Source organism: Nitrosomonas eutropha (assembly GCF_003201195.1).
GTDB classification, from domain to species: Bacteria; Pseudomonadota; Gammaproteobacteria; order Burkholderiales; family Nitrosomonadaceae; genus Nitrosomonas; species Nitrosomonas eutropha.
This window is the reverse complement of sequence record NZ_QICQ01000010.1, coordinates 1-15,485: the sequence shown is the minus strand read 5'-3', so window position 1 is coordinate 15,485 and position 15,485 is coordinate 1. Positions and strand designations below refer to the sequence as shown.

At 45.7% G+C, this 15,485-nt stretch carries 11 protein-coding genes and 2 tRNA genes; 4 read left to right on the top strand and 9 right to left on the bottom strand.

The annotated features are described in order from the left end of the window. Window positions 1-39 precede the first annotated feature (39 nt). Window positions 40-1,476 (top strand): DUF4139 domain-containing protein, encoded by a 1,437-nt coding sequence (locus C8R14_RS05165; protein WP_011635083.1) that lies wholly within the window; start codon window positions 40-42, stop codon window positions 1,474-1,476. Between the two features lie 62 nt (window positions 1,477-1,538). Here the strand turns inward: C8R14_RS05165 and C8R14_RS05160 are convergent, their stop codons facing one another. The 9 genes from C8R14_RS05160 to prsT all read right to left on the bottom strand — a co-directional run bounded on the left by C8R14_RS05160 (window position 1,539) and on the right by prsT (window position 13,088). After that, window positions 1,539-2,468 (bottom strand): alpha/beta fold hydrolase, encoded by a 930-nt coding sequence (locus C8R14_RS05160; RefSeq protein WP_107818362.1) that lies wholly within the window; start codon window positions 2,466-2,468, stop codon window positions 1,539-1,541. Between the two features lie 271 nt (window positions 2,469-2,739). Beyond that, window positions 2,740-3,954 carry an argininosuccinate synthase gene (locus C8R14_RS05155; RefSeq protein WP_011635085.1) on the bottom strand — a complete coding sequence of 405 codons (1,215 nt, stop codon included), beginning with the start codon at window positions 3,952-3,954 and terminating at the stop codon, window positions 2,740-2,742. Window positions 3,955-3,992: 38 nt separating this feature from the next. After that, on the bottom strand, window positions 3,993-4,916 hold the full coding sequence (gene argF / locus C8R14_RS05150) for an ornithine carbamoyltransferase (RefSeq protein ID WP_011635086.1): 924 nt from the start codon (window positions 4,914-4,916) through the stop codon (window positions 3,993-3,995). Window positions 4,917-5,091: 175 nt separating this feature from the next. Beyond that, window positions 5,092-6,273 carry an aspartate aminotransferase family protein gene (locus C8R14_RS05145; protein ID WP_011635087.1) on the bottom strand — a complete coding sequence of 394 codons (1,182 nt, stop codon included), beginning with the start codon at window positions 6,271-6,273 and terminating at the stop codon, window positions 5,092-5,094. A gap of 234 nt (window positions 6,274-6,507) precedes the next feature. Beyond that, on the bottom strand, window positions 6,508-6,933 hold the full coding sequence (locus tag C8R14_RS05140; RefSeq protein ID WP_011635088.1) for a YdbL family probable chaperone protein: 426 nt from the start codon (window positions 6,931-6,933) through the stop codon (window positions 6,508-6,510). A gap of 25 nt (window positions 6,934-6,958) precedes the next feature. Next, window positions 6,959-7,204 (bottom strand): hypothetical protein, encoded by a 246-nt coding sequence (locus C8R14_RS05135; protein WP_011635089.1) that lies wholly within the window; start codon window positions 7,202-7,204, stop codon window positions 6,959-6,961. Next, window positions 7,205-9,280, bottom strand: coding sequence for a hypothetical protein (locus tag C8R14_RS05130; protein WP_011635090.1), 2,076 nt, complete (start codon window positions 9,278-9,280; stop codon window positions 7,205-7,207). A gap of 5 nt (window positions 9,281-9,285) precedes the next feature. Further along, entirely contained in the window at window positions 9,286-10,164 is an 879-nt protein-coding gene (gene cysM / locus C8R14_RS05125; protein WP_011635091.1) for a cysteine synthase CysM, read from the bottom strand. Window positions 10,165-10,295: 131 nt separating this feature from the next. Continuing rightward, the gene (prsT, locus tag C8R14_RS05120) at window positions 10,296-13,088 is read right to left on the bottom strand and encodes an XrtA/PEP-CTERM system TPR-repeat protein PrsT (RefSeq protein WP_011635092.1); all 2,793 of its coding nucleotides are present in this window, start codon (window positions 13,086-13,088) and stop codon (window positions 10,296-10,298) included. A gap of 494 nt (window positions 13,089-13,582) precedes the next feature. Here prsT and C8R14_RS05115 point away from each other — a divergent pair. The 3 genes from C8R14_RS05115 (at window position 13,583) to C8R14_RS05105 (ending at window position 14,751) form a co-directional block, all read left to right on the top strand. Further along, a tRNA-Arg gene (locus C8R14_RS05115) sits at window positions 13,583-13,659 on the top strand. 68 nt (window positions 13,660-13,727) lie between these two features. After that, window positions 13,728-13,803 (top strand) — tRNA-Phe (locus C8R14_RS05110). Window positions 13,804-14,466: 663 nt separating this feature from the next. After that, a complete protein-coding gene (locus tag C8R14_RS05105; RefSeq protein WP_011635093.1) occupies window positions 14,467-14,751 on the top strand; it encodes a ComEA family DNA-binding protein in 285 nt (94 codons plus the stop codon). Window positions 14,752-15,485: the final 734 nt, after the last annotated feature.

Here is a 15,485-nt window from a genome sequence, read left to right as displayed (position 1 = left end):
CGGACTAACAACAATACTAAAGAATCAGGAAAGAATGACATGCTGAAAGCCTTATATTCAACTGTACTGCCGCTGACACTGGCAATTACCAATGTTACCGGATTTACCATGCACATGCAGGAAAAAACCACCACACTCCAGGATCAAAAGCAGGTCGGTGTTACGATCTACAATGAAAACCTGGCATTGATCAGGGATCTGCGACAAGTTTCTATGGAACAAGGTATAAACAGGCTGGTTTGGCGTGAAGTTTCAACCCGGATACGTCCACAAACAGTACTGCTGCGCACACCGGGGCAATCTTCCGAATCCCGGTTGCTGGAACAGAATTTTGATTTTGATCTGCTTACCCCGGAAAAACTGCTGGAAAGCTATCTCGGACGTACCGTCAATGTTATTTACACTAATCCTGTAACTGGAAAAGAAACAATAGAAGCCGCCACCGTACTCTCCACCCTTGGGGGAGTTATATTGAAATTCACAGATCGTATCGAAACCGGTACTACAGGACGAATCACCTTTCCGGATATCCCCGATCACCTGCATGATCGGCCCACCTTGTCACTGGTACTGGAGAATACTTCTCCAGGAAAACGTGAACTCGAATTATCCTACCTGACCTCCGGGCTTTCCTGGCAGGCTGACTATGTGGCTAAACTCAATGCCGATGATAGCCGGATTGATCTTAGTGGATTAATTACGCTGGCCAACCATAGTGGCATTGCGTATCCAGATGCCCATCTGCAGCTGGTGGCCGGGAACATCAATCAGGTTTCCTTCGAGCAACCCCAGACCAGAAAAATGATGGCTATGGTGGCTGATGCCGCCGAATATCAGGAGAGTAAGCAAGAATCCCTGTTTGAATACCATCTCTACACCATGCCTGCCTCCGCAACGCTGGCAGAAAACCAGACAAAACAGATTACGCTGATGACAGCTGCAGATATTCCGGTCAACAAGGAATTTCTACTGCGTGGTATTGAAGCCCATTACTTCAGCAGATATACCGGCGACGATAACAAACTGAGGCCGGATGTTTTTATCCAGTTTGAGAACAAGGGAAAAGAGCTGGACAAGCCGCTACCTGGAGGAACAGTGCATGTTTACAAAAATGATTCCCAGGGCAATGCGCAATTTCTGGGTGAAGATCGCATTAAGCACACCGCGAAAAATGAACTCGTTCGTGTGAAGCTGGGTAAAGCTTTCGACATTACAGCCACGAGAACCCAGACGGATTTTCAGCAGCTGGATACTCCTTCTCAACATTTCACTGAAACAGCCCACAAGATTGAAATTCACAACACACGCCAGGAAGCAGTCACCATTCGAGTACAAGAACCCATCCCCGGTGACTGGATAGTAATTTCAGAATCTTTTCCCCATACCAAGCCAGCCGCTAACCTGGCTGAATGGCAGATCATCATTCCCGACAATGAGAAAATTGTGCTGAGTTACCGGGTCCGGATTAAACATTGATAAATTCCGTCTGCTGTTTGCATTGTAGGCTGCAGATCTGATTACTCGTCTAAAGGTATTTATTACACCTGATTTCTGAATTGCAGCAGAAAGTTTCTGACCAGGTTGATTTGTTCTGTATCCATCAGCATGGGCGCATGACCGATACCAGACAGCTCAACGAACTTTACATTGGGCTGATGTAATTGCATTTCACTGACTGTTTCCGGTGTCAGAACCTCTGATTTTTCTCCCCGGAGCACCAGTATCGGAAGATCAAGCCGGTTCCAGTAGGGCCATAGATTGAGATCTCTCAAATTTGATGGACGAAAACCAGATGAGATGACAGGATCATAGCGGTAGCCAATTGTGCCATCCTCATATTCACGCGCACTGTACAGCGCCATATGATGCCATTGCATATCCGTAAGCGCATTATAGGGCAGTGCCGTATTGCGCATGTGTGTTTCCAGTTCACTCAGGCTCTGGAAACGGAGATCTTGCCCGATAGTCATGGCAAACACAGATAGGATAGCAGATGAAACAAACGGGCCAATATCACTCATTACCAGTGCCCTTAGCCGGTAAATGGTTGACAAACGCTGCCGGGCAGCCAGCAACATGCCAACCAGCCCCCCCATGGACACACCCACCCAGTAAAAGTGAAGACAATCATGGTGGCTTTGCCGGTAAATATGTTTGAGCACACATTCCATGTCCGACAAATAAGTCATCGCAGAATTGTAATCCTCTGCGTTTTCCAGCCAGTCACTGCGACCACGCCCCGCCAGATCAATGCAAATTACTCTGAAATCTTGCTCCAGGGCCTCCGCCAGAAAATCAAAATCCCTACAGTTGCGTGTCAGGCCATGTACACATACCACTACATGATGATTTTCCGGATTTCCCCAATCTGTATAGGCAAGCTGACGGCTGCCTCGTCCAGATTTTGCTTTTCCGTGTTGTGCTGGTACAGATAGATATTTCCACGATATATCCGAAGGGTTTTTCATAGGAAATTTTTCAGAATGATGCGTAATCATATCAAAACGAGTTTGCTGAACCGCAATCGCACAAATACCAATCAGTTTATACAACCGGACAATCAAAAAAGAACAGAGATAACTAGAGCAGCAGTCAATGCAGTACTTTCTGCAAATTTGATAACAAGAACTAAGAATAGCTGATCTGAGTAGCTCTATCCTCTGCTAACGGATACTGACTGTATGGTTTTAAAGTCAGCACCTTGGTTAACAGAAATAATGGAATAGTCGGTTTCCTAAATCAGTGCCTACGGAGAGCTTTTGCAATCCGCATTCTCAGCGCATTAAGTTTGATGAAGCCCGCTGCATCCGCCTGATGATAAGCCCCTCCGTCTTCCTCAAAAGTAGCAATCGTAGGATCGAATAGCGAATCTGTCCGGGAATCACGCCCGACCACCATCACGTTACCCTTATAGAGCTTGACCCGGACTTGGCCATTTACATGTGCCTGGGACTCATCAATAAGCACCTGTAATAATTTTCTTTCTGGGCTCCACCAGTAACCGTTATAAATCAGTGCCGCATAGCGCGGCATCAGATCATCCTTCAAATGTGCGACTTCCCGATCAAGAGTGATTGATTCGATTGCACGGTGGGCACGCAGCATAATTGTGCCACCAGGCGTTTCATAGCAGCCACGTGACTTCATTCCAACATAACGGTTTTCCACCAGATCAAGACGCCCGATGCCATGTTTACCGCCTAGCTGGTTGAGTTTTGTTAGTACGGCTGCAGGAGATAGCTTCTCACCGTTCAATGCAACAATATCTCCCCGCTCGTATTCCAGATCCAAATATTCAGGTTCGTTTGGCGCTGCTTCCGGTGAAATCGTCCAGCGCCACATGCTTTCTTCTGCTTCTACAGCAGGGTCTTCCAGTGCACGTCCTTCATAGGAAATATGCAAAAGATTGGCATCCATACTGTACGGTGATCCCTGCTTTTTCTTCATTTCAATTGGAATACCCTGTTTCTCGGCATACGCCAGCAGTTTTTCACGTGAAGTCAAATCCCATTCACGCCAAGGAGCGATAACACGGATATCCGGCTGCAAGGCGTAATACCCAAGCTCGAAACGTACTTGATCGTTGCCCTTCCCGGTTGCGCCGTGAGAGACCGCATCAGCGCCCGTTTGCTGTGCAATTTCAACTTGACGTTTGGCAATCAACGGGCGGGCGATACTAGTACCAAGCAGATATTCCCCTTCATAAACCGTATTGGCACGGAACATGGGAAAAACATAGTCGCGTACAAATTCTTCACGCAAATCTTCGATGAAAATTTCCTTGATACCAAACTGCAGGGCCTTGGCGCGTGCCGGCTCAATTTCCTCGCCCTGGCCGATATCCGCCGTAAAAGTAACCACCTCGCACTGATAGGTATCCTGGAGCCATTTCAGTATGACCGAGGTATCCAACCCCCCCGAAAATGCCAATACCGCTTTCTTAACTTTATCCATGTCTCTTTACAATCAAAAATTTACAGGTAATTAAAAGATTACCTGACACTAATCCTGCCCAGCAGCAAGTACTCCATCAACGCTTTTTGTGTGTGTAGCCGGTTCTCTGCTTCATCCCATACCACCGATTGGGGGCCATCAATGACTTCCGCATCCACCTCTTCGCCTCGGTGTGCTGGCAGACAATGCATGAACAAGGCTTCTTTTTTTGCACAGGCCATCATCTCAGCATCCACACAAAAATCTGCAAAATCATTTTTACGTGTATCCAACTCATCTTCGAAACCCATGCTGGTCCACACATCCGTTGTGACCAGATCAGCATCTTTCACTGCATCGTGCGGCGAGACAAACTGTTCATAGTGATCTGTGCCATACAAACCCGCCCGCTCGGGCTCCACTTCATAACCCGGTGGTGTAGAAACATGTACATTGAAGTCAAAAATTTCGGCAGCTTGCAGCCAGGTATTGCACACGTTATTGGAATCTCCAATCCAGGTTATGGTTTTGCCTGTGATACTTCCGCGATGTTCTATGAAGGTAAAGATATCTGCCAGAATCTGGCAAGGATGATATTCGTCCGTCAGGCCATTGATCACCGGCACCCGTGAATTCTCGGCAAAACGTTCAATAATCTGATGCTCGTGAGTACGAATGGTAATGATATCAACCATTCTTGAAATAACTCTGGCTGCATCCTCCACCGGTTCGCCACGGCCCAATTGGGTATCACGTGTTGAGAGATAGATAGCACTGCCACCCAACTGATGCATGCCTGCTTCAAATGAAAGGCGCGTGCGCGTGGAGTGTTTTTCAAAAATCATGGCCAACGTACGGTCAGTCAGCGGCCAGTAGCGGCGATATTGCTTGAATTCATTCTTGATCCAGCGCGTCCGGTCGAACAGGTATTCGAATTCCAACCGGTCAAAATCCTTGAACTGTAAAAAATGCCTGATCTGCATAAATGATTTCTACCAACAAAAACATCCGGAGATTTTTATATTTCTGGCTCTCTATCAGGTAGATGAAACAGAAATCACTTGAATCCGGAAAAATAAAAAAGGCGGGATAACCATGTAGCGAGAAAAAATCTTTCGAGTGCACTCTGGCGACAACCGTCGGCTCACACCCTTATCATTATTTCTCTCGATTCTCAAGAAACCAGGAAATAAGAGCGGATACCTCATGTACCACCTGTTCTGCCTCTGCCTTTTGCATATTCAATGCCGGCAGTAATCGTACTACTTTTTCAGATGTTACATTGATCAGCAAATGGCGTTTCAATGCTTCAGGCACAAGTTCACCACAGGGTATCGGCAGCTCAACCCCGATCATCATCCCCTGCCCGCGAATTTTCAGCACGTTTTGCCAGGCATGTAATCTCTGCTTGAATTCCTCTCGCATGAAATTACCGATAGTCACAGCATTAGCCATCAATCCTTCCTGCTCAATGATGTCAAGAGTGGTCAAGGCAGCTCTACATGCAAGTGGATTGCCACCGAAAGTAGATGCGTGATTACCAGGCTTGAATACTTCCGCTGCTTTCCCGCCTGCCAGGCAGGCGCCGATCGGCAGGCCGGATCCCAATCCTTTTGCCAGTGTCATGACATCCGGTACGATATCACTATGCTGAAAAGCAAACCACTTGCCCGTCCGTCCAAGGCCACACTGTACCTCATCAAGCATCAGCAACCAACCGTTCTGGTCGCAGATCTTGCGCAACCCTTGCAGATAATTTGCTTGTGGGAAATTAACTCCACCTTCGCCCTGATAGGTTTCCAGTAGCACCGCCACAATTTCCTTGTTGTTCGCTGCAACCTGGTTGACTGCTTCCAGATCATCATAGGGCACACGCACGAAACCCGTGAGTAGCGGCTCAAAACCCGCTTGAGTCTTGCGATTGCCCGTGGCAGTAAGTGTTGCCATGGTCCGGCCATGAAATGAGCGTTCCATAACAATAATCGTTGGCAGATCTATTCCCTGGTTATGGCCATAAAGCCGCGCCAGTTTAATGGCTGCCTCATTCGACTCTGCTCCGGAATTACAGAAAAAAGCCTTCTCCAGGCCTGACAGACTGGTCAATCTGTCTGCCAAACGCTCCTGATTCTGAATGTGGTAGAGATTAGAGGTGTGTATTAACGTAGCAGCCTGTTCACACAACGCTTTCGTCAGTACCGGATGGCAATGTCCAGCCCCGCAGACCGCAATTCCTGATAGCGCATCAAGGTAGCGATTACCTTGATCATCCCACAGCCAAACGCCTTCTCCCCTGACAAAGGTAACGGGAAGCCGTGCATAAGTATTCATTAAATGAGACACAGAAAATACACCCTATTTTTGTTCTGAAACAACATGGTGGCTGGTGCCACCACTCCTGGGAACAGGTTCCCTCATTCAGAACCTCTGAATAAATTTATACGCAAAAACAACATAGACTTATTCAGAAGTTCCTTTACACTTTAGCGAAACAATATTCACTTATCTATCAAGTCATTTCAAGCAGTTTTTCTGTTAGATATTCTGGCCGAAGTCAGCCATCTATACCTCGTCAGATCACTTTTTTTGCCAGGAGCCGTTCTCTTGCTGATACCACCAGCCTGGTTTGGCCCACTTTATCCATCGTTGGGCAAATGTTGAACGAATATTGCTTTCCCATTCCGGATGATTGTTAGCCAGTGCTATTTCCCGATAAAGTGCATTACGATCTTGGTTCTCGGCTGTCACAAGCGTATTAACCGATTGCCGTCCTGATAAAGGTACAACACTGGCATCACGCAACACGATCAGACCGTCACGGGTCAAACCTACTGCACCACTATCATAAAATGGTATCAATTGACCGTGACGCTGTTTTATATTTTGTTTTAACTGGGTAACTGCTGGTGAACTGGCTTTAAAATCCACCGCACTCGCAAAGCTGATACACAGAAAGAAACCCAGTGATATCAGTGTTATATACCGAATTAACTGTCTATGCACAAGATTCACATCCTCAGAAGATCTTTCATGGCCTGGTCTTGTCGGGTTTATTGTCAATTTTATTGTTGCGAGTATCATTACCCGATTTTTCTCTGGGTTGTTCCCTGCCGTCAGCCTCATCATCAGCTTGCCAAACCTCATCGATAATTTTGTCGGCCACTTTCTCCGCGGCTGCTGCCGGAAAGTAAATATTGATAGTTACGCAAGCTGCTACCACAAAGCCAGCGGCCATCAGCAAAATCAGGTTGGAATTACGATTTGTCATTATCATTTAGTGAATCACCGGGTTGCCACTTTCAATGGCGCGCTCCAGACGCTTGAGCAGTTCAGGCCAGTCCACCTCTGAATTATAGCCGGTAATGGTAATTGCAGGTATTCCACTGCCCTTGACCAGCACATATCCCTTGTCATCACGAGAAGCCGACTCAATCCCGCTCATATAACAAATATGTCCACGTAACTTACAACCCCAGCCAATTTCAGTATAGCGAAATTGTTCAAACATACTGAGAAAACTTTTCTGGATAGCTGTCACTGCAGATTCGCCACCTAATGCAATAATATTCTTGATCGCTGCCTGACTGATCCGACGTTTGTAATCCCCCGCGCTACTGGTAAGTTTTGCATCAAATCTTACCGGTTCCCAGTTAACCAGCTCAAGATCGTTCACCTCAACATCAACCCGTCCCTGTATATTTCCAAACGAATAGGCACGGGTCAACAAATCAAGATCGATGTGATACATGGCCACATCCGCTGTCAGATGAGGGGTCAAGCTAAGTGGCTTGGTCAGCACCAAATTCCTGGCTACCGCGACACCGTCGAATATCCCTGAAACAAGCTCGCCTTCCATTGTTATAGTTGAATTGGTATAGCTCATTTTCGGCATAGTACCCGACAGCGTTCCAAACATTGGTTGAATCTGCAGGAATTCAGTCAGTTTTTCCATAGAGATCGGAAAAAGCCGCCCGTTTAACTGCCATTGCCAGCCGGACGTCTGCAAAGAAGCTATGAAATTTTCTATCAGCAGTCTTCCATCCAGTATCGGCACCTCTGCACGAGGAATATTGAGCTGCATCCCGTTTGTCTCGATTGGAATATGTGTTGTACCCAGCGGAATCCTCAAGATCTGGGCATTACTGAACCGGATTAATCCATCCAGCGCCTCGTTTCGATTCCATGGTACATAGGCGTCCAATCCTTCAACTGCAAACCGCTCGCGAGTATCGGTTAATGATACATTCTGCAAATCAATGATTAGTGACTGGTTTGCATTATCCTGGTAATGCCAGGCAATATTTACCTTGCCGGCAGCCTCTGTTTCCGCCAGTGCCGTCTCCTCAGCCAGGGGTCGAATAATACTACCAAACAAAGTGGATAACTCCAGGCTCTCGGCCGACAATCTAGCCTGCTGTAATGCTTGATCCGGAATGCTGGCAATAGCAGAAAAATCTGCTTTACCTATACCCGTCAAACTGAGTTCACCTTGTGATAGGTTAATATGATCACCTTTTATTATCCCTTTGGCGGTTAATTGGTGCCCTTCTCCAGAAAAATAAAATGGCTGCCAAAAGACCTCTCCTTCCGGCCAGGTGATCTTGCCTCGCCATTGCCAAACATCCTGTTTTCTTCGCACATCCAGGTCAAGCAACAGATTGATCCGTTCACCCACGCGCAACCCGCTCGAATCGCTGAAAGATAATTTATTGATGCTCAGCTGTGTGGATAACGCCGATATTGAAGTCTTACTTCCATTCAGGTAGATACTTCCATTAAGTTTTGCCTGATGTATCTGTAGTGAATCTTCTTCTTGAGGCAACAGATCGGCCAAAAATTTCCCCTCTCCATTTACTATCTTCAACACACTTCGCCACTTTTCTGCCTGCCAGTCGATCATCAGCTGCCATTTCTCTCCTGAATTTTTTTTCGGGAATGGATGAACTTCAAGTACAAGCTGTTTATGTTGCAAGGAAAGCTGGAAAGTTATCGATGAAGATAGCTTGCCAAGCTCCAATGTCCCCATTTCACAGCCAATTAATTCGCGATTAATACGGATCTGATTACATCTCAAACGAAGATCATGCCATCTCCAATTTCCTGCGAGCAACTCACCCACACTGATTTCAAGAACGGGCGATAAGATGCCAGTCAGCTTGATGCTGGCTGAGTGAATATTAAAGGCAGGATGCCGGATATTCTCCAGTACAAGATTAAAATAAGGGACCGCAGCATTAGCCGGAGAACAGCAACCTGCGTAAAGTAGAAAAAACAGCCAGAGGCGTGTGGCAAGCCTGCAGATACAAACCGGAATACTGACACGACGAAACCAGAGATACCTCGGCTCCATGCTCTTCAGGAAGGAAAAACTCCGGTTGACAGGTAACGATCCCCACGGTCACACACAATAGAAACAATCACCGCGTTTCTTACTTGAGCAGAAAGTTTCAGCACTGCTGCCAGTGCCCCCCCGGAAGAAATGCCAGCGAATACTCCCTCTTCTGATGCCAATCGACGCGCCATGATCTCGGCCTCTTGCTGGGATACCAGCAAAATACGATCAACAAGTTCCGACTGATAAATTTTAGGCAAATAAGCTTCCGGCCATTTGCGGATTCCGGGAATCTGGGCACCTTCTTGCGGCTGTACACCTACAATTTCCACCTTCCGCTCTTTTTCTCGGAAGTAGCGGGCACAACCCATGATTGTGCCAGTCGTTCCCATACTGCTTACAAAATGAGTAATCTTGCCCGCAGTATCCTGCCAGATTTCGGGAGCAGTACCTTCGTAATGTGCCAACGGATTATCGGGATTGGAAAACTGATCAAGAATAAAACCCTTGCCAGCCTCGCACAATTGTCCGGCGACATCCCGTGCTTCCTCCATATTTTCTGTCAGAATAATTTTGGCACCGTACGCAGCCATCACTTGACGACGCTCCAGACTCTGATTTTCCGGCATGACCAGAATCATGTGATAGCCTAGTATTGCTGCCGACATAGCCAATGCAATCCCGGTGTTGCCGCTAGTTGCCTCAATCAACGTATCTCCCGGCTGAATATCTCCACGCTGCTGAGCTCGTATGATCATGGAGTAGGCTGGCCGATCTTTGACTGACCCCGCCGGATTATTACCTTCCAGTTTTGCCAGAATAATATTGCTGGTTTTCCCCGGGATACGTTTAAGCTGGACCAAGGGGGTATGTCCGATGAAATGTTCGATAGTTTTATACATGACCAGATACGTGCTGCCACAAATAAATCAGGATTATCTCATACACATACAAAAAACCCCTTGTGAAAGGAATTCACAAGGGGTTCAGTCAAGGATTAGCCTGAAAAAAATAGCATGCTAGCACTGTTTCGTCACAGGCTTTCAAACAATTTCTTCGCCTCATCTTTCTGAGAAAAAGGTTTATCGCTACTCAGTAGTTTCTCAAGCTCCTGGCGCGCTTCAACCGTATTGCCAGATTTATATAGTCCGACTGCGTAATGATAGTGGATTTCAGCAGCTTCCGGAACAGCTGCAACAGCCTGTTGCAGCAAGGAAACCCCTCGTTTGGTATCCCCTTGCTCAACCAGAATCCATCCAAGTGTATCCAGGATCGCTGGACTATCCGGGGCCTGCTTGTATGCCTTCTCGGCATAATCGAGCGCGGTGGCAAAATCTTTTTTCTGCTGGTATATCCAGGCTAGATTATTCAGTGTGGCAGCATGATCAGGATGTTGCTTCAGGATGGTTTTGTATTCCCTGATAGCAGGATCATATTTTTTGCTGGCAAGGTAAACACCTGCAAGATACATACGAACGCCATCATCAGCCGGATTTTCCTTCAGCCATTGCGTGACACGTTGATCAGCCTGCTTTTCTTTCCCGCTTTGACTCAGAGCTGTATGCAATTTGATCAATAATTGACCGGTTTTCTGTTTAGTCAGCGCCTCTTCATAAGCCGTGGCAGCGGCAACTGCATTTTTCTGCCGCATTTGTAAATCACCCTCCAGCTCAAATCCAACCGGCAGCTTTTCATGTTGTTTTTGTATATCCCGCGCGATACTGAGTGCATCATCCACACGACCGTCTCCAACCGCCAGTTGAGCCTGCATTAGTTTAGCTTCCCAGAAATCCGGCTTAATAGCCAACGCCTTTTTCAATGAATCAGCCGTTGCCCTGGTATTCTGCATAGAGGCATAGATCTGCGCTAGTTGAAGCTGGGCAGGGGCAGAATCTGGTAATCTGGCAGCCAGTTTCTGGAAATTTTCCAGTGCAGCATCCTTATCCCCAGTAGCCAGATAAGCACGAGCCAACAGCTCTATGGCGCTCAAATTATCCGGATGAATGCCTTGCAGTTTCTTGGCCAGCGCAAGCGATTTCCCAGGTTCATTGATGGCCAGATAATGCGCTCCCAGCTGCAAAGCTGGCGGCAGCTCATCCGGATTTTCCTGACTGGCTTTTTCCAGCCATTCAGTTGCTTTTTCTTTATTTCCTTGTGAGAGCGCGATACCTGCTAGCGCATTCATTGCCTGTACGTTTTTCTTATCCTGCTTCAGTACTTCTTCAAAACGCTGCTGTGCAGCTTCGGGATGTTTTTCCTGTAAATCAATTCTCGCCAGGTTGGAAATGGCGGGAAAATAGTCTGGCTGTATGGAAAGCGCCTGATTGAAGCTTGCACGCGCCTTGATCAGGTCTTTTTTACCCAGATAGACTCCACCTTCCAGATTATGTAGCAGCGGATTGTCAGGTTGCTCGGCAAGCTGCGATTTGACAACTTTCAGCGCTTTATCAAATTCACGCTGCTGCAGATGAGTCAAAACAAGCATAATACCTGCCCGGCCGGATTTATCATCCAGTTGGGTAGCGTGTTCCAGATCAGCAATGGCACTTTCATTTTCCCCCTGTCCCATTTTGCTCATAGCCATTGCGGTATATAATGCAACGTTATCCGGAGATAATTCACCAGCCTTCTCAAAATACTCCGTGGCTTTCGTAAAATCCCGCGCCCGCATATAGGCCTCACCTGCCAGTGCAAACAATTGTGGATCCTGTTGTACTACCTTCAGCGCCGGGGTCAAGGTAGTAACCGCCTGTTTTGCCTGGTTATTCTTCAACTGAATCGACGCCATAAGCTTAATGGCATAAAGATTATTCGGAATCTTCTTCAAGTATTGATCAACATACTGCTCTGCTTGTGGAAGCGACCCCAATGCAAACTGGGTGGCCCCCGCAAGTAATACACTGGGAAGATGATCTGGTGCTGAACTCAACACCTGTTGCAAAGTTTCAAGAGCAACCACATGTTTACCCTGGCTAAAATCGAGTAATGCCTGTGTGTATGCAGCAGGCAGGCTACCGGGAGCAATCTTGCGAACGGCATCCAGATCTGCTTGGGCAGCTTTAAATTTTTTGGTACTGATTAATATGGTTGCCCGGTTAATATACGCCGCTAATGATTCTGGGTTCAGTTTTATAGCTTTGTCATAATCGGCCAGCGCTTCATCAATCTTGTTCTGCGCACGCAACAAATCTCCTCTGAACAATACTGTATCGCTGTTTTCTGGATTAAGTTTCACTGCTTCTTCGGAAAAATTCATAGCAGATTCAATATCGTTCCGGGCAAGCGAACACCTGGCCATACCCATCAGCGCACCTGCGAATCCTGGTTTATCCCGCAAAGCCTGCTCAAACAATGCTTTGGCTTCTTCGATTTTACCTAGCGCTAATGACGCATTGCCACGCAGGGTAAGTAATTCAGCAAAATTCCCTTCTTCGGATAATTTCTCAGTTTCATCCAGTACCTGTTGAAATTTCCCCATTCCCAGCCATGCCTGGCTCAATCCGGGCAACACCTTGACTGGATCCATGCCGAGATCAAGTGCCTTATTCAATTCTTTTTCTGCCGACTGAATATTCCCTTCCTTGTTATAGAGCGTTCCCAGCAAATAACGGACTTCAGGGTCATTTGGATTTTGTTGCAGGGCATTCTTCAACTGAATAATAGCTGCCTTGTCATTGCCCTGTTGCTGATACTGTTTAGCTTCGGCTACCAGAGCTTGCGCATCCATAGGCTTCCCACAGGCAGAAAGCACCAGAATAACGGCCATCATAGGAGCAAGAATTGTTGTCGATTTCATCTGGGTGATCGCTATACCAGAACAGCTCATATTTACCTCTTTTGGTAATTAAGTTAAATACATAAATTCACAAAACACCGACTGAAACAAAATTCAGAATAGCAGTTTTTATATCCAAATATCATTTAACGGGATGGTAATAGTTATAACACAGTCAACTTATAGGCAAATTTGTGAAATCAATTGGGATTGCATGTTTTAACACTGTAATGATCGATGTACCAATGAATTACCGAGATACCAGACACCTCGGTCAACAGGAATACGCAATCTGAATCCGCCCACGCACCATAATCCGACAGACTCGACCCTCAAATCAGCCAAATCTATTAATTAATTTATTCGATCCATCCCTGCTTTACTGATATAAAAAGCACAGCCAGTACCGGATACGATGACATCACCCCACATCAGATTCTTGACAACAGGGTCTAAATATAACATTATGCACAGCTCTTCGAGCGTATCCGGATACCACTATTCGTAGAGGTTACGAAACAAAAAGAGATATTTATCGTAAAAATGCGCCCGTAGCTCAGTTGGATAGAGTACTTGGCTACGAACCAAGGGGTCGTGGGTTCGAATCCTGCCGGGCGCGCCAGTAAATTAATATTATTTATCGGCGCGATAAGATATAGTCAGCTTTATATGCTGTTTTGATTTTTTTGAGGCCAAGTAGCTCAGTCGGTAGAGCAGAGGACTGAAAATCCTTGTGTCGGTGGTTCGATTCCGCCCTTGGCCACCATCATTTTGGTCAACCCATTCTTCAATTGACCCTCTCGTTTTCTACATTTAACAGATCTCCACACGATTCTTACTAACCTCCATATTTCCTGAGATTTCCCAGGATCTTTCGTCGCATCCCCAATACTCCATTAGGAGTAAATCCTACGCATTTAGGCAGATTTCCAATAGCATCATCCTATTAGAGTAACCCATTGATTCACAATGAGGTCAATCTCTAATAGATTATATTTACCAGTCCCATATCAGCTACCACAACTTCACTTCACCCATCGCTTGAAGATGCAACGTATCAATATTTGACGCAGACAAAGCCAGCCTGACAGACGCACCAACAGATACTTCGAGCCTCTGACACTCATCTGATCGACGCTCAAACAATCCCATCCCACAAGCACCTCATGATATTTGCAGAAAACAATCTCTCATTAGCTATAACCCTGCAAATACCAGTTTGTTTCAACAAATCATACAAAATCTACATAAGTATTGGTTATTAACAATTACTTTGACTGAGCCATGTGTCTCTGATGCACCCAGTTAAAGTTAGCAAGGATAGTGTCGATATTGATTTCTTGGCAGGAGAATCACAACCTGTCCAAAAAACATAAGTCAAATAACCAAAAGATTTTATTTTGTTAATTTTCATATGGAGACTCAGAAGATGAAAAAAATTTTTTTGATTCTTGTAATATTTTTCGGGTTAAATTTATCCGTATTAGCTGGAGTAGACATCAATACAGCAAGTCAAATTGATCTTGAGTCGGTAAAAGGTTTGGGGCCGGCCAAAGCAAAAGCGATAATTGAATATCGAGAAAAACACGGTATGTTCAAGTCAGTAGGAGATCTAACCAATGTGAAGGGTATAGGTGTCGGGACGCTCAGACAATTAGGTGATCAGGTGAGTGTTCAAGAGGAAACTGCTTCAAATGAAGCTGAGGCGCATTAATTTAAAAATAGTGTCTTAGACATTATGTTTTAACCTGATGGTTAAGATTTATCGGGTAGTCAGCGCAGTATGATATAAGCTGCCCGATAAATCCATACAGTCAATAATTTCTGTGCCGGTTTAATTTACACAGATACCTTTAAAAAGTGAAATACGCACTTAAATCCAGCTTAAATGATTTTTCAGACAATTTTACTACAACACTATGGAATTTTCTCATCTACTGCTTGAAGTCACGCCAGCACCACATAAAAGTATCATCGATGAAAGGCTTCTTAAGATCGACTCCCACTTCGCGTAGAAACAAAATTATTTGATCCTGGATAGAGACGGCTCTCTAGTAGGCAAATAGAATTATCTAAATAATACCGGCTCCACCTGGTTTTTGGGAGAGATTACGACATGGGTATAACCAATCTGCATCATAACAACATCACATCAATAGCCATGTGACTTTCAACTACACATTTTTATCCACAGTATCCAGAATGATAACTTACTATCCAGAACCGTTATTACTATTCAATATTTGCCGATTCATGTTCATATCCAGATCCCTAGATACAAACACAAATCAGCCACAGCAAACTAATTAATCAGTATTTTCTATGTATTTTTTTCTTTTTGACTTTTTGAAGCGAAGAAGAAGTATCCACCGCCTATGACAATGATCAACAAGGGCCAGAAATACATATTCATCTTAAATTTGCCTCCTGTGCCCACAGCGAAAGGGA

Bases quoted from the DNA above. Each gene is read 5' to 3' on its own strand.
- prsT (WP_011635092.1), bottom strand. From the start codon at position 13,088: ATGAGCTGTTCTGGTATAGCGATCACCCAGATGAAATCGACAACAATT.
- cysM (WP_011635091.1), bottom strand. From the start codon at position 10,164: ATGTATAAAACTATCGAACATTTCATCGGACATACCCCCTTGGTCCAG.
- C8R14_RS05130 (WP_011635090.1), bottom strand. From the start codon at position 9,280: ATGGAGCCGAGGTATCTCTGGTTTCGTCGTGTCAGTATTCCGGTTTGT.
- C8R14_RS05165 (WP_011635083.1), top strand. From the start codon at position 40: ATGCTGAAAGCCTTATATTCAACTGTACTGCCGCTGACACTGGCAATT.
- C8R14_RS05160 (WP_107818362.1), bottom strand. From the start codon at position 2,468: ATGAAAAACCCTTCGGATATATCGTGGAAATATCTATCTGTACCAGCA.
- C8R14_RS05105 (WP_011635093.1), top strand. From the start codon at position 14,467: ATGAAAAAAATTTTTTTGATTCTTGTAATATTTTTCGGGTTAAATTTA.
- C8R14_RS05135 (WP_011635089.1), bottom strand. From the start codon at position 7,204: ATGATAATGACAAATCGTAATTCCAACCTGATTTTGCTGATGGCCGCT.
- C8R14_RS05155 (WP_011635085.1), bottom strand. From the start codon at position 3,954: ATGGATAAAGTTAAGAAAGCGGTATTGGCATTTTCGGGGGGGTTGGAT.
- argF (WP_011635086.1), bottom strand. From the start codon at position 4,916: ATGCAGATCAGGCATTTTTTACAGTTCAAGGATTTTGACCGGTTGGAA.